Consider the following 18,748-nt stretch of genomic DNA (forward strand, 5'->3'; position numbering starts at 1 on the left):
TAAATTTATAGAAAATAGATAGAGAAAGACTACAGATAACAATGAATTGCAGTTCGTTGCGTTAGGTCATTTCTTAAGGGAGAATCTACAACACATGCCTTTGATCATGACAGGGTCAGGCACGTTTGCAATTCGAAATGTTAGTGCACCAAACAAAACTTGGTATTACTGGCAAGATGAAAATCTTTGTATGAAAAAGTTTAGTCTACCACCAATATTAAGTGTTGTGCTTAGTTTCTTCATCGGAGAATTATACAGACCATAGGGTAAACTGCAAACCCTGAAGTATATACAGTCCCGTAAATCGTGAAGGACTTTATTATCTACATACTATAATATACATAGTAGGAAAACCGTACATCGGGAACCGTGCAGGGTATGCCGGACGGCCATCATTACCTACCTTGACTGAGAAATTTAGTAAAGCTGGAGTAAGAGGAGGAATATAAGTAAAATGAAAAGAAATATATTGAATTTAATAACATTAATAATGATAATTACATTGTTAACATCATGCACTGAATCAGGAAATGAAAAACAGGTGCTAGATGACATGGATACGAATAAAAATATAGATGGGTACATAATCAGTCAATCTCAGGATGGAGAGAAAGAGATTTACTGTACTGAAGATAAAAAATTGGTTTTATTATATGATAAGCATAAAAAAGTTATATATGAAAATTACAGAGATATAACTACAAATCCATATTCTATATGGAGCTTCGATGAATATAAAGTTCAATGGAGTAAAGATAGTAATTATGTATATGTTATTGATAGTATATATGATATAAAAAACGATAAATTAATTCCTATAAAGGATTGTGTTGTTTTTTCATGGATTGAAAATAAAGGTGTATATTTAGCTGATGGTACATACTACGAAATATCTTATGACGGAGGACTTCAAAATGAGATGGCTGTAGGGAAAAAGATTAAAATTATAGAAAACGGCGAGGTGAAAGAAGAAACTAAACAGACGGATGATAGATATTTTGTGTTAGATCACTTTATTAGTGTAGAAAAATTATTTAGAGTCACTGGAGATTATATAACCATAAATGCGGCTTCATTAAAATATAAAGAAGATGAATTGCATGATATAATTAAAAAGGATTTCCGTTCAAATGAGTTTAAAGAGTTTTTAAAGCAAAATCATAATGAATCCTTAAATTTGAAATATATAGAAATTATTAATACAATAAAGAAATCGAAAGAGTTCCAAGACCTACAATATCAAATAAATGATTTAGAAAAAAGTTATCCGATAGAGTTTGAAGGAAACATTAAAGAAATAATGAAAATTATAAATGATACTACATATTTTAGTTACAATATTAGTGGAAAATACTACTTGAAAGATATAAACGAAGAAGAAGTGAAATTCAGGTAAAAGAATGAATTCCAAATAAACTTCTTATAACAGAGCCCTAACAGACGTCGGAAAGCAGCCAACTAGGGAAAATTCGATGTCGCTAAGTTTTAGGACGTCATATGACATTGTACACTAATCGTAAACATAGATTGTATATATTTTGGAGGGAGAATAGTGGCTTCAAGAATGGTCCATTTAGCTATAAATAAACAAATGGAAGAAGTTTTGGAAGTAAGGGATTCTAATAGATTTAGAGTTGGACATGTATTGCCGGATGCTATTATTCGCGGACATAAGGCGCATGCGGCTAGTCATTACAAGTTAACTGTTTGTGAAGGAAAGAAAAAAATGATGGATTTTACTGGCTTTTACAGACAGTTTTCAACAAAGTTATTAGAAGATAGTTTATACTTAGGATATTATTTTCACTTGATTGAAGATGCAATTTATAGAAAGTTTTTATATTGCGATTATCAATTGGGTGGTAATAGTGGACAGGAATTCTTGGAGGCACTACATAATGATTATGCAATACTAAATGGATATCTAGTAAAAACTTATAAATTAACCAATACTCTGAAGGTGCCGGAGCATTTTGCAGAGGATGAAATAAATAAGATATATCCGTTTATATTGGAAGAGTTCTTATTAGATATGACTAATGATTTTACTTCTTCATTAGATGAAAAAGCTAAATATTTCACAGAAGATATGGCAGAAGAATTTATTAGGAAATGTATTAACATTTGTATAACGGAATTTGAAAAAATTCAAATCGGTAAATCATGTCTTAATCCATTTGAGTTTGCCTGGGACAAATAATGAGTATTGATTATGATTGTTGAAAATTTCCATTGAGGAGCCCAATGATGGGATATGCTCCAGAGCGATGGATGACTATCGGCTTTATGGTAACACTGAAAGCTTATGCAAATTAAGTCATAGAAAGAATAGAAGAAAATAAAGGGGAGGAGTATCCATGGATAGTAGACGATCTCTATGGAATGAGCAGCAGAGTCACTTAAGAAAGATATTATTAAAACCAGATAAATTTGACGAGGCAATAAAGTTATGTTTAGAGCAGCATTGCATGGTACATTCTTCAGAAATGAGTGGAATAAATGTCGAGACTTTTGAGGATGAACTATGGAAAAACCTTGACGATAAAACATTTCGAGCTGCAATTGGGGTTAAGGGACGTACTATCGCATATGGGATATGGCATTCATCACGAATAGAGGATATTACAATGAATATTTTAGTTGCAGACAGTAATCAGGTTATCGATTCAGATAATTGGCTTATTAGGATAAACTCTAATATATATGATACTGGCAATGAGATGAAACCAGATGAAATACTACAATTTAGTTCAAATATCAACATGCAATAATTGCGGAACTACAGAATTACTGTGGGCAGAAGAACTAGAGAGATTATACAAGGGTTTAAACCGAGTGATTTAAAAAGAAGGTTTGATGATATAAAACTAAAAAAAATTTTTGATATAGGTGCGGTTTCAAAGGATGAAGCAGCAGGTTGGTTAGTTGATTTTTGGGGTAGGAAGAATGTTGCAGGAATATTACTAATGCCAGTTACCCGCCATCATGTTGTGCATATAAATGAGTCTCTTAATACCAAGAGCAAAGCGAGTTCAAGACATAAATCGAAAGATTACTAGTATATGATAGGAAATGTCTCCGTGGGGGAGATATCAGTTAACAAGCTATTTGCAGACAGTTAACAAAAAACTTGTTGACCATCTCAAGATATCAAAGACGCTATGTGCTATTTTACACAAACAGAGTGATAACTTTAAGATGAAGGAATAGTTATTTATATAGTATCATAATAAGAGGTGTTAAGAATGATTATTAAAGAAATTGCTCCATGGGAGTTATTACAAAAGAAAATGACATGGGAGCAACTAAAATTCATACATAATAAAAGAGTTTTGGATTTTGGGAGTGGAAATGGTATGACAGCTGACCATTTTGCTATAGACAATGAGGTTATAGCAATTGAGCCAGATGAAAAGATGCTTCAGGATAGATTTACTGAAAATGATTATATACAAATAAAAGGAGATATGAGGGAACTTAAGAATTTTGAAGATGAATCATTTGATGTGATATTGTGCCACAACGTTTTTGAGTATGCAGATGGTAGCGCTACTGAATAATTTTGAGCATGCAAATGAATTATTAAAAGGTGAAAATGGACATGCTCAACAGTTTGGTACAATTAATTACTATGAAAATACAGAAATCTTAGAATGGTCAGATAAATTTAAAATAGAAAGAATCATGGGTATGAGAACATTTTGGGATTTGCAGCAAAATCAAGAAATACATAAGGATAAAACTTGGCAAGAACAGATGTTGGAAATGGAATTAAAGGTAAGCAAAATAGAAGCCTATAAAGCTGTGGCATCCTTTCATCATGTTATTTTACGAAAAAAGTAATGAAAGTTATGAGCATATTCGTTAGTGCACATTCTCTTTATAATAGGAATAAATAAAAATTAGCTAATGTGAACTAAATATTTGAAGAAAGCGAGCTGAGAAGCGAATGGTAAAAACGATTGTCGGAGTATTTGCTCATCCTGATGATGAGATTAGTGTAGTTGGATTGTTAGGACGAGCAGCCTTAATTCTAACAGAGGGGAAAATTGCCTATATGTAGGGGTATAAGTGAGGAGAGCATAAATGGACAAAACAAGTAAAATAAAATTAGTACAAGAGCGACTCGCTATCATTGGAAAATACGATTCCAATGTTTTTAAATATGATAAGAATATATTTGTTAAATCAACAAATTCTTTTTTTGAAATAGTTACATTTGGTAGAAATGCAGTAATTAGAGCGGATAAATTAATATATGATTGGTGTGTAGAACATTTTTCATCAATGCCAGCGTGTGAAATTATGGATGGAGAAAATCTATTTCTAATTGAAATGAAACTACGAGAATATAGTAAAAAGCTTGCTGGAGAACATGCTAGATATTTGTATTTAGATAAGAATAAAACTGTCCATCAACCTTCTGGCTTTGAGTATAAACTTTTTAATAAAAGTAATATAAATGTTTTGTACAGGAACCAAGGGTTTAATAATGCGTTAAACTACAAAAATGATGTTATTGCCATTGGTGCATATCATGAAAATCAACTTGTTGCCTTAGCTGGAGCTGATGATAGTTTAGTAGACTTATGGCAAATTGGCATAGATACTTTATCATCATATAGAAACAAAGGACTTGCACCTTTCCTTGTCAAAACTTTAGCGGATGAAATTGAAAAACGTGATATATTACCATATTATACTACATGGAGTTCCAATATTGCATCAACAGCAGTTGCTCTTAAAGCAGTTTTTTTTCCTGTGTGGGTTGGATACTATGCAGAGGATATATAAATGAGGTTGTTTTAATTAAATGGTTATAATAAGTGCTGTGGCACATTTTATATTTACATATATTAGAATAGAGTCTGAATGTAATTGTAGCTAGCAAAGTTTTAAAACGTTTAAATACAAAAGAATCTAAGGATATACTTCGAAGTTGAATGAGTAACATGTTATAACAATATGTTTGCGCAAGGTTGCCTAGAAGAAAGTTTTTGGGTCTTGCCATTTGGCACCATATTTTTTCACTGAAACGGAGTACTGTCGAGGCAGTATGTCCAGTTCAGGAACGTTGCAAAAACGAGACGTTAGGTGACATTTTAAAAAGGAAAGTGAGGCGAAAATATGGCTGAATATCTTATAGGCATGCATTGTCAATTTGATGATGAAAAATATAAAAGGGATTATATATATGATGAATTTACTGGAATAGAGTTTTGTAATTTTGTAAGTAGAGCAGAAATAGAAAAAATGACTGCAATTGCAAGAAAAGATAAATTTAAAATTGGTATTCATTTTCCCTTAGATAGATCAAATTACATGCATAGAGACCCATTATTAGTATCTCTTAATGAAGGGGGTAAAATTTTATGAAGAATTTTAAATTGAGTAGAAATTTATGGCTATTTTCTGGATTTTGTTTTTTATTAGCTTTTATATTTAAATTGCCATACAATAAACTATCAATATTACCTATTTTAAATGGAATTACATGTATTCTCTGTTTTGTTAACGCTTATATTAGCCATAAGAAAATTATCAAAGATAATAAAGACTAGATTAATGGACAATATTATTTAAAGCGAATTAAAAGACGCTAAAATGACTTACCTTAAAAATTAATATATTTTCACCATTGTTTTAAAACATTGCTTTTTATTAAATGATTATAATGTAATGGTGCAAAAGGTATTTAAAAATACATTATTAATTATTATGGAAAAGAAAATTATTGATGCAATCATCTAATCTTCATAAATTATCAGGAAACTATAGACATGAAATACTAGGAAAAGACGCTACTGCACGTCTATGCAGGGCGGATAATTCCGATATTTTTATAGGGTTTAGTACTTGATGTTAATTCTAGGCTACATGAACAGTTAAAGCTAAAGAAAATTTGAAGTAGTCCAATATAATGATATTAAGGAGAGCCTCTGTGGGACAGGCTGAACAGTTAACAAAGTATTGTACAAGAATGCACATGGAAGTATCTTAGGGCCATGTGCATCACGTCATTTTACCGGAAGCAAAGCTCTACCAATAGATACTCAATTAAAGTCGGGTTTAGGGACATTGTAAATATTTGAACGCTATATGCCATTTTTCTGAAAATATATTTGTAATAGCAAAAATTTATAATTTTTATTTAGGGAGTGTTTGATGTGGTCAAAAAATGGTTATAATTTCTCTATTTTACGAGGTCAATAAATAAAGGAGTGTTAGATATGGTGAGCATTACTTATAAAAATATAAATAAGTTTAGTGAAGTAGATATAAAAAGCTTATATGAAGATGCTGGCTGGACAAGTTATACAGAAAACATACCTAAGTTGCTGGAAGCAATCGAAGAATCTCTAATGGTTGTTTCAGCATGGAGTGATGACAAACTTGTTGGTTTAATAAGAGTTGTAGGAGATGGACTAACTATAATATATATACAGGATATTTTGGTATTAAACAAATTTAAAAGAAATGGCATAGGATCACAACTCTTAAAATATGTTTTAGAAGCGTATAAAGATGTTCGTCAAAAGGTTCTATTAACAGATGATAGAAAAGCAACAAGAGGTTTCTATGAAGCAAATAGATTTTTTTCATGTGATAAGGGAGATATAGTTGCATTTGTTAGGGTTGACTAAAACTAGTTCTTTTATTTTGACTAAATGTATGGTTGTAGGAACAGCATATAACACAGCATGACCATCTATGCTAGTAGGAAATGCTTTGAAGCAGGATTAGCACATGCGTCTTCACCAGGATAAGAATTATCTAAGGTTCAAGCGTATCGGTCATACCAGTACGTTATATGCCATTTCTAAGTAAGCGTTTAAATTTAAAAATAGTATATTTATAGAACAGCTGTAATTAATTCTTATTACATCATAGGGGAGAGTTGACATGGGGACAATAGTAGCAATCGGAGGAGGGTAAATGCGTAATCTTGAGATATTTCCGATAGATGAGTGTATTGTTAAATTATCAAGTAAAATACAGCCTAAGGTACTTTTTATATCTACTGCAAGTGGAGATGCGCAAGGATATATAGATTAGTTCTACTAAATCTATGAAAAAAAGTTAGGATGTGAAACTGATACATTACTTTTGATAAATAGTACATTATCAAATACAGAAATAAAAAATAAAATTTTATCTTCAGACATAGTGATAATAATTTATCACGAAATAAAGATGTTGGTGGGATTATAAACGTCCTATTGGTCTAGGGATTATCAATGCTATTTATTGTCCACATTATAATCATGAGGATAAAGAAGGTTTTGGTGAAATGATGAGTACAGTGGATGAAGTAGGAATTGCAATTGAAGATAATTATGCTGTTGTGGTTAGGGAGAACAGTTTTAAGATATTAAAAAGTGATAAAAATGCAAATGCGTATAAAATATTCAAACCAAATGACAAAATACAAAAACAACCTTTAATAAACTATGAATTTATTAATATCGCTAAGTTATTCAAGCGTTGATAATAGAAGAATAAAATATTATAAGTATTGCATTTTTCAAACTCATGAATGGCATGAAGAAAATGTCAGGGATGCGGAACATTAGAAAACAGTTATTATAAGGGGATTATTGTAAAACTGATTATCAAAGAGGGAGAAAACATAATGAGTAAAATTAATTTTGAATTTGACAAATTTCCTCAGCTTGAGAGTAAAAGATTTATTCTAAGGGAAGTTAAGGAACGAGATTATATATCACTATATGAAATATACTCAGATGAAGATGCAGTAAGATATCAGCAAATAAGTACTATGAAAACAATTGAACAAGCGCAGAAATCTGTACAAGCTTTTTTACAAGGATTTAAGAATAAAAAATTTATTAGATGGTGTATAGCTACAAAAGAAAATGATAAAGTTATAGGATTAATTACTCTTCATGATTTTAATATTTGGAACTCTCAAGCAGAAATAGGATTTATGCTTAATAAAGGGTATTGGAGAAAGAATGTTATGGGAGAGGTAGCACATGAAATCATTAGATTTGCATTTGAAATAATTGAGTTAAATAGGATAGAAGCATTAATACACCCAGATAATATCGCTTCAATAAAATTAAGTGAGAAGTTAGGGTTTCATAGAGAAGGACTTAAAAAGGAAGCTGCTTATAATAGGCGGACTGATGAATATGAGGATAGATTAATATTTGGTATAACTAAAAATAATAAGAAATAAACTTTAATTTTTAATGGCACTATCTTCTAACAATAAACTCAAGTTTACCTTGGCTTTAAAAGATAACTAAAGCATATTTCTTTGCCTAGCTAGGAACTAGCACGACTTAGGAACGTCTTGAGTGCGAGACATTTTCACAAGTATTAGAAAAAGAATTTGAAATCACAATAGGATGGTGAATAAATGAGAATAGGAGTTTTTGATTCAGGTATAGGTGGACTAACAGTATTAAATGAAGCAATGAAAATGATGCCGAATGAGGAATATATATATTTTGCAGATACTTATAATGTACCATATGGAACAAAGACAAAAGACGAAGTAAAGAAGTCAATATTTGAAATTACTGATTTTCTATGCTCAAAAGGCATCGATGCTTTATTGATAGCATGTAATACTGCGACTAGTATTGGTGTAGATGAGGTTCGACAAAAGTATAGTTTCCCGATTATAGGAATGGAGCCAGCTGTTAAATATGCGCTTAATTATAATAAAAATAAGAAAGTCCTTGTACTGGCAACATCTTTAACTTTGAAGCAAGATAGGTATACAAAATTAGTCAATAATATTGATTCAAAGAGGATAGTCGAGTCTTTAGCTTTACCGGGGTTAGTTGAATTTGCTGAGAACTATATTTTTGACAGAAATGTAATTTTGGATTACTTAAATAATGAGTTTTACCATTATAATCTTGAAGAATTTGGCGTTATTGTTTTAGGATGTACCCATTTTATTTATTATAAGGACTATATAGAAGAACTTATTCCAGAACATGTTTGTGTTGTAGATGGAAACTATGGAACAGTAAATCATATGATCAGTATTTTGAAGGATAAATTGTCTAGTAATCACGGAGGACAGATTGAGTTTTATCAATCTGATAAAGACGGCATAAGAGTAGCACAATTCAAGAAGTATATGCAATTATTAAAATAAAGTTGTGATAACAAACAGGTTATTGTCAAAATTATCAGTATCATTTTATTGAAATCAGAAGAAGAATGGCTGATAATTTCGTTAACAACGAAGACTTTACTTGGAACGCATGATTACGAGAGGCGCTAGACGTCATCTAAGGAGGTAAAAATATGTTAATTAAAGATTTTGAGAATTTTATTGTTGATATATTTACAAAAGAAAAATTAGAGGTTGTAAAAGAAAAAAATGAATATGGGTTCACGAATACAGGAATAGAAGAAATTCTAAAAGTAGGTTATTGTACCAATTTAACTATTGAGTCTGCACAAGAAGCAGTAAAAAGTAATGTTAATTTGTTAATAACTCATCATGATGCTTGGGAGTGGATGACAGGAATAAAGGAAGAAGCGCTTGAAATTTTAAAACAAAGCAATATAACACATTTCTATATTCATTTACCATTAGATGATGCTGAATTTGGAAATAACACTTCAATATTGAAGAAACTTGGATTTAAAGTTATAGACAAATTTTCAAATGATGAAGGAATGTATTGTGGAAGAATAGGAGAAGTAGATAACCCAATAGAGTTTGAAGAACTTGTAAAAAGAATAGAAATTCTGTTAGAAGAGCCAGTCCGAAAATGGAAAAACAATGAACGATTAGTTAAGAAAATAGGAGTAGTAACGGGTGCAGGTTTTTCTGCTATAGATATAAAAGATGCAGTAAACTTAGGTTGTGATGTGTATTTTACCGGGGAAAAGATACTTTATACTGTTCAGTATGCGAAATACAGTAAAATAAATCTAGTTGTTGGAAGTCATACATTTACAGAGATATTTGGATTGGAAAGCTTAGTTAAAATACTAAATAAAAGATATCCTTCGGTAGAGATTATTAGGATTAATGAAGAGCATATTGAGTAATCATGGCATCTAATATGATATGACAAGAAGTTATTTAACAAAAAGGAGTAGTTAGGATAGCTTTGGAGTCTATTATGTTTAATGTAATTAGGGGTCAAAGTTATGATATGTTGAGGAGAGATAAAAAATGAAAAAATTTAGAGTAGTTTGTTTCGATATGGATGGAACCTTGATTACAAATATTAATTCAGTAGAGTATCTTTGCATTTTGAATGGGAAAGTTGATGAAGTCAGAGATATTGAAATAAGAGAAGAAAACGATGAGATTTCTTGGATAGATGCAGATTACATAAAAGCTAAATTATTTAGCGGATTAGAAATTAAAAAAGTAGAGGAAGAATTTAAAAATTACATAAAATTCATTAATAACATTGGAGAAGTATTAACAGAATTAAGAAATAATAAAATTTTAACCATTTTAGTAACTGCTGGACCAATACAAGTTGCAAAAACTTTAGAAATGATGTTTAATTTCGATAAGGTCTACGGAAGTGTATATGAGGTTGAAAACGGAGCTTTTACTGGGAGAATATTAAATCATCTTGGAGATAGTGGAAAATTAGAGAGCTTGATGTCATTTTGTAATGAAAATAATATTGCATTAGAAGAGGTTGTTTCAGTCGGAGATAGTGCATCAGACATAAAAATATTTGAGAAAAGTGGAAAATCAATAGCGATTAATTATTCAAATAAATTAATTGGAAAAGCTGATGTATACATGAGAACTAGTAATTTATTTGATATCATAGAACATATAGTTGCATGACGCTTTTGTAGAAGTGATAACTTCATATATTACATATATTCTTGCAAGGAAGCTGAGTGAAAGGTTTTGAGTGTGAGCTAACTACACTAGAATTATTAATCATATTTAGGCTTATTTAGATGTATTGTAGGGGTGATTATAATATGGCGATTATTGTATGTCATAGAAAAACAAATAAAAAATACATATTGTTAGGAGCAGGATTTGGAGCTTATAAATCTTCAAGGCCTAGTTTTCTAGGTGGTAATATTTTTCCTAATGAACAAGAAGGAACATTTAAAATGGTATCAGTTTGTGATAGATTTGGAAACATAAAATGGTTTGAGTATAGCAAGTTAAAAGTTATAGAAGTAGATGGTGTTAGGGTGTCAGAGTATAAAATTCTTTATGAAGAGAATGAAACAAAACATCAAGGTAATACTCCGCAAGATATTGAGATGTGTCCTGCGTGTGGTTATAAAGTTCCAATAGACCAAATGAAATGTCCTAGTTGTGGGCTTACTCTAGTTGATAATACATATAAAGAACTTTCAGATTTAGCAAAGCGAAAGAGAAGGTAGTACTGTTTTAAATTGTAATGACTAAGAGTTATAATGAGGTAATAGTGATTACTTCACTTAACATGGTATTTTAACAAGGAGGCTTGTGGGGCATTTTTAGGACAAAATCAGCGCGCCACATCCCTTTACCGGAAGCAAAGGTTCCGCATGATGGGGTATTCCTTTTAGATATTAAATAAAAACTAGGATGATTTTAAGTAAATAATTGAGACATAAGAAAAGAAGAGAGTTATATGATGAAAGTTTTAGTTGAGAAATTGCATTATGAAAAGAAATTAGTTCTAAATCATTTAATGGAACTCTATAACTATGATTTTAGTGAATTCGAGAATACTGATGTAAATGAATTTGGCTTATACGGATATAAATATATAGATCAATATTGGACTGATGAGGATAGATATCCTTATATTATTAGAGTAGACGGAAAAATTGCTGGATTTGTTTTAGTGCGTATTATAGGCATAAACTCAAATGGAATAAAACAATATTCAATAGCTGAATTCTTTGTACTAAAAAAATATAGACGTAAATCAATAGGAAAAAAAGCTGCTTTTGAAATTTTCAATACATTTTATGGCGAATGGAAGATTGGACAAATTGAAAGTAATATCACAGCATATAGATTTTGGGTAAATGTTATTAGTGATTATACAAATGGAAATTTTAATGAAATTAGAGAAGTGGATTGGGATGGACCAATGCAAATTTTTATGTCTAAAAAATAGTATAGAAAGTTACAATTCAAGTGTTATTGATTTGATATTAAAAATAAGAGGTGTTTTTCCAATGGAGAAAAATGTAGGGGTGTGCGGATGTATTTGTAGTGATTGTAGGCTTTACGGGTTAAATTGCAAAGGATGTCATGCTATAGAAGGAAAAGCATGTTGGTTGAATGAAGTAGGACTTGATATCTGCGATTTTTACGAGTGCAGTGTAATTAAAAAAGGATTAATCCATTGTGGTGAATGTACAGAAATTCCCTGTCAAAAGTTTTGGGAGAACAAAAACCCTAAGTGGACAAAAGAAGAACATAAAAAAATAGTAGAAGAGAGGGTTGTCTTACTAAAAGGATTAAGACAGAGCAAAAAATAGGTCATTAGAAAAACGGCGTATTTCTGTCATGATAATTACAGAGAGCAATGTAGCAGATTCCCAGTTCATTAAGGCGATTTAGTGTGATAAAGCGGAGTAACCTCCTGAGAAAGGAAAGCAAAAGAGCAGTCCGCAACATAAAGTGAATTCTGTAGCGTCGTAATGTTAATCCGAATTGGAGGTTAAGTATGATCATTGAAGACAAAAGAATAGAAGGAAAAAATATAACATGGGTACTTCGCTGTCCAATAAAATATGATACAATTGAATTATCTAAATTAAGAGTCAAAATTGATGGAGAAACAGAAAATCTTGATAGGGAACCTGGGGCGAAGATTTATTGACACCAGAAGATTTTGAAAAACTTATTTATGAAGATTCAATAGCAGAAAAAACTATATTTTTAGTTGCAGAAGTAGAAGGTAAAATTGTAGGATTTACCCGTTGTAAAGGAAGCAGACTAAGTAGATTTAGACATAAAGCAGAATTTGGAATATGTATATTAAAGGAATACTGGGGTCATGGAATTGGTAAAGTACTACTGGAAAATATTCTGATGTGGGCAGATACTGTAGGGATTGAAAAAATTTCATTAACTGTGGTGCAGACAAATACAAAAGCAATTCAATTATATAAAAATTATGGATTTGAAGAAGAGGGATTATTAATAAAAGATCGTATTCATAAAGATGGAAACTACTATAATACAGTAATAATGGGAAGAGTATTAGAAGAATAGATTAACAACAAACATAATATTCTTTTATTTATATCAAATTTCTGGCTAATGAAGAGGCTACACTTGTCAATGCACATAGCATTGCAGAATTGTTTGTGCTGGTGTAGTTTAAGCCTTAGAAGAAGCAAAGGTTGGCATTTTTTGCGAGGTGAAAGGTAGGGGTTAGCCGACCATCCATACGGAGCGTTGTGCCGCTTGATGAAACAAATGAGCGAAGCGTTATTTGGAATAGAGGTGAACTAAAAAATATTGGGATATTACAAATAATAGGACATACTCCTTGTAAAGAAAATGAGCCTTTTTATGATGAAAAAAGTAATACTTGGAATATAGATACAGGAGGAGGGTATGGAGGAAATTTGACAGCACTACGATTAAGTGTTGATAGTTCACAATATCGTACTAAAAGAATGTAGGATATCGTGAACTGTAAGAACGTTAGTGAAAATAGTACATCAATTAAAGTTTCAGTTTAGCTCTAAATTTTTTATCAATGTGAATTTGTATAGCCTGATGTAAAAATGAAATACTATGGACACTTTGTGAAAAAAACAGTTGTTGCCAACGAGACTATTGAAGAAAATGTTAAATTATTGAAATGGGGGAGTTATATGGAAAAGTCAATAATAAGAAGTTTTGAAATATTAAGATTAGAAGAAAATTTAAAACTAGGAAGTACTGAGGCTTTGGAAAGATTTTGGGCGAATATTGAAGAAAAAGGCTCACCAATAATAGAAACCTTACCAGAAGATTTAGAGCATAGCCTAGTGACTTTTATTTATAAGGAAGATGATAAAGTAGAAAATGTTTTACTTATACCTGAAATTGAAGATTGCAAATTTTTAGACTATAAATTGGAAAGATTGTTAAATACAAATCTATGGTATTTAAGCTGTAAGATTAGAAACGATATACGCTTTCAATATTGTTTTTCTGTAAATGATCCACTTGATGATGATTGGGATAGTAGATTTGAAAAAATTATACATGATAATCTTAATAAAAATTTTTTATTTATTGAAGATGAAGAAGAAAACGAGATATTATCATATGTTGTAATGCCTCATGCAGAAGAATTTTTTTGGGTAAAGGAAAATATTGATGTTCCTAAAGGGGATTTGAACGAATATAGATATAAAAGTGAAAGTTTAGATGAAGAAATGAGACTAAGAATTTATATTCCACATGGATATAAAGAAACTAATAAGCCGTATAAGTTTTTAGTATTAACAGATGGGGATGAATATATTAACATACTTTCAGCAAAATTAGTATTAGACAACTTAATATCAGATAATAAAATACCACCTATTGTTGTATTATTTATTGATTCTACTGATTCAAGAGAAGAAGAATTATCTTGCAATGACACTTATGTGAATGCTATTGTTAGTGAAGTTATTCCTTGGTTTAGGAATAATTATAACATATCAACCGAAGCTAAAAATGGAATAATTGGAGGACTTAGCTTAGGAGGGCTTACTGCTGCATATGTAGGTTTAAAACATTCAGAAATTTTTGGCAATGTGCTTTCTCAATCGGGATCATTTTGGTACAAGCCTGATGAATATAAAGAACCCGAAAGTACTTGTTGGATTAGTTCAGAATTTAATAAGCTAGAAAGGTTGCCTCTTAAATTTTATTTAAATGTAGGCATACTAGAAGAAAAAGACAATATGATTGGTGTGAATAAAATATTAAGAGATGTGTTAGAAACAAAGGAATATGACGTTGAATATGAAGAATTTAAAGGTGGACATGATTACTTATGTTGGGGAGAAACTTTGGCAAATGGTTTAATCTCACTTATTGGAATAAAATAAAATTTTAAAAATTCTCATATAACAAACAAAAATCAAAAATAGTTATAGGTACAGCCAACGAATAAAGGATAGTACAAATATGCTACTCCTATTAACAAAACCTTGCTGGCTACGCTAACGCTAGGCACTTTCGAAAGCTAAATTTTATACGTAATTTGAGATTAAACAAGTGTAGCTTAAATTTTTTGAAAGTGGTGATATTATTGAAGCAAGTATTTGTATCAAGCTTAAGGGAAGAATCAACTAGAATATTTGAAATTGCTGAGGAATTTAATTTAGGAGTTGAGATATTAGGATTTATACAGCCTTACATGATAGAGAACTATAGAGAGAAAATTGAGATAACTAAAAATAAATTGATTAATGTTAAACAATGTTCCTTGCATGGACCGTTTCTTGACTTATCTCCAGCTAGCAAAGACCCAGAGATAGTTGATGTAGTAAAGAAAAGATTTATGAAAGCCTACAATACCGCTAAAAGGTTAGATGCTAAGCACTTGATATTTCATGCAGGATATATTCCTAAAGCATATTTTCCAGAAGATTGGTTAAAGGCATCAATAGATTTTTGGAAGGATTTCTTATGCCAACTTGATGGTAATATTGAAATACATATAGAAAATGTATGTGAAGATGATTATTTGCTAATTAACGATTTGATAGAAGCTGTAGATAGTCCGATATTTTCAGCTTGTCTTGATATTGGCCACGTGAACGTTAATTCACAAAAAACAATTGTTGATTGGATTAAAGGATTGAATACAAAAATAAAGTATGTTCACCTTCATAATAATGATGGTATAAATGATGGTCATTTTGGATTATGTAGAGGAATGATTAATATCTTTAATGTATTGGAATCACTCGAAATATATGCACCTAACTCAAAATGGTCACTTGAAACGAAACTTAGTGAAACTGAAGAATCTGTTTTATGGCTCGAGGCAAATAGCTTTATTAAAAGATAGTATTTGTGTTCATAAATAATGTCTCTGAATACTCTTCTATTCTGGAAGAATAGTAAAGAATACTAGATTAGCCTATGCTTTAATTGAAATGACTAAAACTGTGCATAACAATTCATTCCAATCCGCTAAGGCTTGTGGGATGTCTTGAACGGGAGACGTTGAATGAAATTTGTAGTTCGTTAATATAGATTAGTTGAAGAGGAGAAGAAAATGATAGAATTAAATACTTTCGGCAAAGAAATAAATGGTGGTTTTAGAGAAAGAAATAGAGCTGCAGGCGTAGTGTTAAATGATAAAAAAGAAATAATTCTAATGAATTTAACAAACATGTATTTTCATATGTTACCAGGAGGTGGAGTGGATTCAAATGAAAATATGGAAGAAGCATTGTATAGAGAGTTAAAAGAGGAAACAGGCGCAAATATTAAAATTATTAGTGAGTTAGGGATAGTTGTTGAAAACTTAGAACAAAGGAAAATGAAGCAAATTACATATTTTTATCTTACAAAAGTAGTTGGAGAAATTCATGAGCCTAATTTCATGCCAGATGAATTAGAACAAGGGTATCAAGTAGAATGGTATTCCATAGATAAGGCTATAAAAATCCTCGAGGAAGAAAATGAGTATGAGGAGTACATAAAACAAAGAGAATTAGAGGCAATCAAAGAAGCAAAAAAATACTTAGAGGAAAATAATTTATAATTTAAACTTTGTCAAACAAGGCAGCTCCGTTCGTTTCGTACTGAAAAAATGTGGCATACAATTGCTTCATTGGGTGAAATGCACCTCTTACGAATAGGGGTTATATGAGTCCAGTGCAGAAATGTTAGAGATGCTAAACATCAGTGCACTAAACAAAGCTTGGTATTATTGACAAGGTGAAAATCCTTGTAAGGAAAGATCTAGATATTTACCATACATTAACTTTATATGAAGTAACTTAAATTAAAAGGGGTATATTAATATGAAATATGATAATAAACAAGGTGTACCATCACTGGAAGAAGCAAAGGTAACTTTAAAAGAGGCTGAGAAATTAAATCATGGTGGTTGGTTCAAGCATTCAATTGCACGAAATGATTGATAAAGACGGAACTCCAATTAAGGAATATGTTAATAACTAAATTATGGATTATCGTAATTCTTTAGGAATATAAATCAAAAAATAATATAGAAACAACACTGAATACATTTCAAACTTGAAAGAATCATTACTAAAATTGTTAAGCCATCCATAGACAAGAATAGGAACAATAGTAACTACAAACATAGTTAGGTTATATCTACGAACTGTTTTAAATTTTTTAATAAGTTTTGCTTTAAGTTTAAATTGTTTATCTAATAGAAAAACGATTAAAACTGGTAGTACAACAAAGAGAAAATTCATATGTACAACACATCCTTATTAACTAATTACCAAAATATTATATAAGTAAAAGAATAAGTTGTCTACATTAAGTTTACAATTAGCGCCAAATAGCTTAACTTCTCCTATTTTGCATGCATTTAATTATAACATTTTGCAAGTAATGCAAATACTAATTAAAATTGATTTCGGAGGACTAAGAAAGAACAAAGAAGTTGTCTCTGAAAAACAAACTATATATTCAATAGCTTTATTTATAGTAGCTGAGACTTTTGTACTTTCAAGGGGGATGGAGGTTAAAAAAGGTTTTTGGATTGCAATAATTTTTGGAATGCTTATTTCTGCGCCGCTTATGTTAATATTTGCTAAACTTCTTACATTAAAATAAAGAAAGTATTTCCTTCAATAGAACTTAAATAAGACATAAAAACAGATGGTACAAACGAATATATAAGAGTGATCCAGGACATTACTTGCAAAGCTTTTCGCTAGCTACAGATATTTTTCATGACATTGGAAAAGCAAAGATCGAAAAAAGAATTCTAGGTAAAAAAGGAAAGCTTACAGAAAAAGAAAAAAACTTATTGATATGCACCCAATCCATAGTGAAAAATACCTAGAGAATGTAAATAACCTTAAGCATTTAAAAAATGTAGTTAGGGCACATCATGAAAGATGGGATGGGAATGGATATTAGAAGTGATTTCATAGCGTAGTTTTTTAGGAGGTATTTTAATTGACAGGCAAAACACATATTACAGTAGGAATTGTAGCAGGATTAACATTAGCAACAGGATATTCATTAGAAAGTGGAATAATTTTGACAGCAGCTTCAGCTATTGGATCATTAATACCAGATCTAGATCATCCAAGAAGTAAAATAAATCAGCGGGTACTTTTATTTAAAAATAGGCTGTTTAAAATAATCACCTACTCGTGCACCGGTGCAGGGTTAATATATTTAGGAAGTTTATTAGATCCATCAATTAACAAAATGTTAAGACTTTTAGGTTTTGCATTAATTCTTGTAGGCATATCACGTCACAGGGGATTTACACATAGTCTTTTAGGACTTGTTCTCTTTTCAACTGTAGTTTATATTGGAACGTCAGAAATTAACGTACACGAGGCTTATGTAGGCTTTATAGTAGGATATGTTTCACACCTTGCTTTAGATATTATAACTACACAAGGAATAGAGTTGTTATTTCCAATAAAGAAGAACATAAGACTGCCATTAAACATAAGAACAAACCCAGCAATAGAGCGGATTATTGTGGCCACTTCAGGCATTTATTTAGGATATGTTTTGTTGCAGTATATATAAAATAATAGTAATCTGAGACCAAAGGTTAGAAAAAGAGCCTTTGGTTTTTTTATGTCA

General features: G+C 30.7%; 27 protein-coding genes. All 27 read left to right on the forward strand.

Annotation, left to right across the window (positions count from 1 at the left end; all coding sequences use genetic code 11):
* Positions 1–94 precede the first annotated feature (94 nt).
* The 27 genes from HNR33_RS02535 (at position 95) to HNR33_RS02660 (ending at position 18,691) form a co-directional block, all read left to right on the forward strand.
* Positions 95–265 carry a hypothetical protein gene (locus HNR33_RS02535; RefSeq protein ID WP_429079640.1) on the forward strand — a complete coding sequence of 57 codons (171 nt, stop codon included), beginning with the start codon at positions 95–97 and terminating at the stop codon, positions 263–265.
* A gap of 189 nt (positions 266–454) precedes the next feature.
* On the forward strand, positions 455–1,396 hold the full coding sequence (locus tag HNR33_RS02540) for a hypothetical protein (RefSeq protein ID WP_429079641.1): 942 nt from the start codon (positions 455–457) through the stop codon (positions 1,394–1,396).
* A gap of 156 nt (positions 1,397–1,552) precedes the next feature.
* Complete coding sequence (locus tag HNR33_RS02545; RefSeq protein ID WP_429079643.1) at positions 1,553–2,200, forward strand: hypothetical protein; 648 nt, start codon at positions 1,553–1,555, stop codon at positions 2,198–2,200.
* A 157-nt stretch (positions 2,201–2,357) separates the two neighbouring features.
* A complete protein-coding gene (locus HNR33_RS02550; protein ID WP_429079645.1) occupies positions 2,358–2,771 on the forward strand; it encodes a hypothetical protein in 414 nt (137 codons plus the stop codon).
* Positions 2,772–2,792: 21 nt separating this feature from the next.
* A complete protein-coding gene (locus HNR33_RS02555) occupies positions 2,793–3,059 on the forward strand; it encodes a hypothetical protein (protein ID WP_429079648.1) in 267 nt (88 codons plus the stop codon).
* Between the two features lie 186 nt (positions 3,060–3,245).
* Positions 3,246–3,560: a class I SAM-dependent methyltransferase gene (locus HNR33_RS02560; protein WP_429079650.1), complete on the forward strand. Its 315-nt coding sequence runs from the start codon at positions 3,246–3,248 to the stop codon at positions 3,558–3,560.
* Positions 3,541–3,843, forward strand: a complete 303-nt coding sequence (locus tag HNR33_RS02565) for a hypothetical protein (RefSeq protein ID WP_429079652.1) — start codon at positions 3,541–3,543, stop codon at positions 3,841–3,843. The genes HNR33_RS02560 and HNR33_RS02565 overlap by 20 nt, the downstream gene beginning before the upstream one ends.
* 243 nt (positions 3,844–4,086) lie before the next feature.
* Entirely contained in the window at positions 4,087–4,794 is a 708-nt protein-coding gene (locus HNR33_RS02570; RefSeq protein WP_429079654.1) for a GNAT family N-acetyltransferase, read from the forward strand.
* Between the two features lie 333 nt (positions 4,795–5,127).
* Positions 5,128–5,376: a hypothetical protein gene (locus tag HNR33_RS02575; protein ID WP_429079656.1), complete on the forward strand. Its 249-nt coding sequence runs from the start codon at positions 5,128–5,130 to the stop codon at positions 5,374–5,376.
* A gap of 854 nt (positions 5,377–6,230) precedes the next feature.
* The gene (locus tag HNR33_RS02580; protein ID WP_429079659.1) at positions 6,231–6,644 is read left to right on the forward strand and encodes a GNAT family N-acetyltransferase; all 414 of its coding nucleotides are present in this window, start codon (positions 6,231–6,233) and stop codon (positions 6,642–6,644) included.
* 650 nt (positions 6,645–7,294) lie between these two features.
* Positions 7,295–7,489 carry a hypothetical protein gene (locus tag HNR33_RS02585; RefSeq protein ID WP_429079661.1) on the forward strand — a complete coding sequence of 65 codons (195 nt, stop codon included), beginning with the start codon at positions 7,295–7,297 and terminating at the stop codon, positions 7,487–7,489.
* Between the two features lie 144 nt (positions 7,490–7,633).
* Positions 7,634–8,203 carry a GNAT family N-acetyltransferase gene (locus HNR33_RS02590; RefSeq protein WP_429079664.1) on the forward strand — a complete coding sequence of 190 codons (570 nt, stop codon included), beginning with the start codon at positions 7,634–7,636 and terminating at the stop codon, positions 8,201–8,203.
* A 183-nt stretch (positions 8,204–8,386) separates the two neighbouring features.
* Positions 8,387–9,139, forward strand: a complete 753-nt coding sequence (gene murI, locus HNR33_RS02595; RefSeq protein WP_429079667.1) for a glutamate racemase — start codon at positions 8,387–8,389, stop codon at positions 9,137–9,139.
* A gap of 152 nt (positions 9,140–9,291) precedes the next feature.
* Positions 9,292–10,047, forward strand: coding sequence for a Nif3-like dinuclear metal center hexameric protein (locus HNR33_RS02600; RefSeq protein WP_429079669.1), 756 nt, complete (start codon positions 9,292–9,294; stop codon positions 10,045–10,047).
* 127 nt (positions 10,048–10,174) lie between these two features.
* Positions 10,175–10,813, forward strand: a complete 639-nt coding sequence (locus tag HNR33_RS02605) for an HAD family hydrolase (protein WP_429079671.1) — start codon at positions 10,175–10,177, stop codon at positions 10,811–10,813.
* 143 nt (positions 10,814–10,956) lie between these two features.
* Positions 10,957–11,373: a hypothetical protein gene (locus tag HNR33_RS02610; RefSeq protein WP_429079674.1), complete on the forward strand. Its 417-nt coding sequence runs from the start codon at positions 10,957–10,959 to the stop codon at positions 11,371–11,373.
* A 233-nt stretch (positions 11,374–11,606) separates the two neighbouring features.
* Complete coding sequence (locus tag HNR33_RS02615) at positions 11,607–12,101, forward strand: GNAT family N-acetyltransferase (RefSeq protein ID WP_429079676.1); 495 nt, start codon at positions 11,607–11,609, stop codon at positions 12,099–12,101.
* Between the two features lie 61 nt (positions 12,102–12,162).
* Positions 12,163–12,468 carry a DUF3795 domain-containing protein gene (locus HNR33_RS02620; protein WP_429079678.1) on the forward strand — a complete coding sequence of 102 codons (306 nt, stop codon included), beginning with the start codon at positions 12,163–12,165 and terminating at the stop codon, positions 12,466–12,468.
* A 188-nt stretch (positions 12,469–12,656) separates the two neighbouring features.
* Positions 12,657–12,812: a hypothetical protein gene (locus tag HNR33_RS02625; RefSeq protein ID WP_429079681.1), complete on the forward strand. Its 156-nt coding sequence runs from the start codon at positions 12,657–12,659 to the stop codon at positions 12,810–12,812.
* On the forward strand, positions 12,809–13,207 hold the full coding sequence (locus tag HNR33_RS02630; protein ID WP_429079683.1) for a GNAT family N-acetyltransferase: 399 nt from the start codon (positions 12,809–12,811) through the stop codon (positions 13,205–13,207). The genes HNR33_RS02625 and HNR33_RS02630 overlap by 4 nt, the downstream gene beginning before the upstream one ends.
* Before the next feature lie 188 nt (positions 13,208–13,395).
* Positions 13,396–13,623 carry a hypothetical protein gene (locus tag HNR33_RS02635; RefSeq protein WP_429079684.1) on the forward strand — a complete coding sequence of 76 codons (228 nt, stop codon included), beginning with the start codon at positions 13,396–13,398 and terminating at the stop codon, positions 13,621–13,623.
* Positions 13,624–13,818: 195 nt separating this feature from the next.
* Positions 13,819–15,030, forward strand: a complete 1,212-nt coding sequence (locus HNR33_RS02640; RefSeq protein ID WP_429079686.1) for an alpha/beta hydrolase-fold protein — start codon at positions 13,819–13,821, stop codon at positions 15,028–15,030.
* A gap of 203 nt (positions 15,031–15,233) precedes the next feature.
* Positions 15,234–15,998: a sugar phosphate isomerase/epimerase family protein gene (locus HNR33_RS02645; protein ID WP_429079688.1), complete on the forward strand. Its 765-nt coding sequence runs from the start codon at positions 15,234–15,236 to the stop codon at positions 15,996–15,998.
* 210 nt (positions 15,999–16,208) lie between these two features.
* The gene (locus HNR33_RS02650) at positions 16,209–16,700 is read left to right on the forward strand and encodes an NUDIX hydrolase (protein WP_429079691.1); all 492 of its coding nucleotides are present in this window, start codon (positions 16,209–16,211) and stop codon (positions 16,698–16,700) included.
* A gap of 743 nt (positions 16,701–17,443) precedes the next feature.
* Positions 17,444–17,752, forward strand: a complete 309-nt coding sequence (locus tag HNR33_RS02655; protein ID WP_429079693.1) for a hypothetical protein — start codon at positions 17,444–17,446, stop codon at positions 17,750–17,752.
* A 195-nt stretch (positions 17,753–17,947) separates the two neighbouring features.
* Positions 17,948–18,061, forward strand: a complete 114-nt coding sequence (locus HNR33_RS22800; protein ID WP_488167835.1) for a hypothetical protein — start codon at positions 17,948–17,950, stop codon at positions 18,059–18,061.
* Between the two features lie 39 nt (positions 18,062–18,100).
* Positions 18,101–18,691, forward strand: a complete 591-nt coding sequence (locus HNR33_RS02660; protein WP_429079695.1) for a metal-dependent hydrolase — start codon at positions 18,101–18,103, stop codon at positions 18,689–18,691.
* Positions 18,692–18,748 lie beyond the last annotated feature (57 nt).

Origin of the sequence: Brassicibacter mesophilus, from assembly GCF_050433385.1 — a bacterium.
Taxonomy (GTDB): Bacteria; Bacillota; Clostridia; order Tissierellales; family Proteiniboraceae; genus Brassicibacter; species Brassicibacter mesophilus.

What these genes read in the sequence shown, in the direction of transcription:
- HNR33_RS02535 (WP_429079640.1), top strand. Translation starts at nt 95, where the DNA reads ATGCCTTTGATCATGACAGGGTCAGGCACGTTTGCAATTCGAAATGTT.
- HNR33_RS02540 (WP_429079641.1), top strand. Translation starts at nt 455, where the DNA reads ATGAAAAGAAATATATTGAATTTAATAACATTAATAATGATAATTACA.
- HNR33_RS02550 (WP_429079645.1), top strand. Translation starts at nt 2,358, where the DNA reads ATGGATAGTAGACGATCTCTATGGAATGAGCAGCAGAGTCACTTAAGA.
- HNR33_RS02560 (WP_429079650.1), top strand. Translation starts at nt 3,246, where the DNA reads ATGATTATTAAAGAAATTGCTCCATGGGAGTTATTACAAAAGAAAATG.
- HNR33_RS02565 (WP_429079652.1), top strand. Translation starts at nt 3,541, where the DNA reads ATGGTAGCGCTACTGAATAATTTTGAGCATGCAAATGAATTATTAAAA.
- HNR33_RS02570 (WP_429079654.1), top strand. Translation starts at nt 4,087, where the DNA reads ATGGACAAAACAAGTAAAATAAAATTAGTACAAGAGCGACTCGCTATC.
- HNR33_RS02575 (WP_429079656.1), top strand. Translation starts at nt 5,128, where the DNA reads ATGGCTGAATATCTTATAGGCATGCATTGTCAATTTGATGATGAAAAA.
- HNR33_RS02580 (WP_429079659.1), top strand. Translation starts at nt 6,231, where the DNA reads ATGGTGAGCATTACTTATAAAAATATAAATAAGTTTAGTGAAGTAGAT.
- HNR33_RS02585 (WP_429079661.1), top strand. Translation starts at nt 7,295, where the DNA reads ATGAGTACAGTGGATGAAGTAGGAATTGCAATTGAAGATAATTATGCT.
- HNR33_RS02590 (WP_429079664.1), top strand. Translation starts at nt 7,634, where the DNA reads ATGAGTAAAATTAATTTTGAATTTGACAAATTTCCTCAGCTTGAGAGT.
- murI (WP_429079667.1), top strand. Translation starts at nt 8,387, where the DNA reads ATGAGAATAGGAGTTTTTGATTCAGGTATAGGTGGACTAACAGTATTA.
- HNR33_RS02600 (WP_429079669.1), top strand. Translation starts at nt 9,292, where the DNA reads ATGTTAATTAAAGATTTTGAGAATTTTATTGTTGATATATTTACAAAA.
- HNR33_RS02605 (WP_429079671.1), top strand. Translation starts at nt 10,175, where the DNA reads ATGAAAAAATTTAGAGTAGTTTGTTTCGATATGGATGGAACCTTGATT.
- HNR33_RS02610 (WP_429079674.1), top strand. Translation starts at nt 10,957, where the DNA reads ATGGCGATTATTGTATGTCATAGAAAAACAAATAAAAAATACATATTG.
- HNR33_RS02615 (WP_429079676.1), top strand. Translation starts at nt 11,607, where the DNA reads ATGATGAAAGTTTTAGTTGAGAAATTGCATTATGAAAAGAAATTAGTT.
- HNR33_RS02620 (WP_429079678.1), top strand. Translation starts at nt 12,163, where the DNA reads ATGGAGAAAAATGTAGGGGTGTGCGGATGTATTTGTAGTGATTGTAGG.
- HNR33_RS02625 (WP_429079681.1), top strand. Translation starts at nt 12,657, where the DNA reads ATGATCATTGAAGACAAAAGAATAGAAGGAAAAAATATAACATGGGTA.
- HNR33_RS02640 (WP_429079686.1), top strand. Translation starts at nt 13,819, where the DNA reads ATGGAAAAGTCAATAATAAGAAGTTTTGAAATATTAAGATTAGAAGAA.
- HNR33_RS02650 (WP_429079691.1), top strand. Translation starts at nt 16,209, where the DNA reads ATGATAGAATTAAATACTTTCGGCAAAGAAATAAATGGTGGTTTTAGA.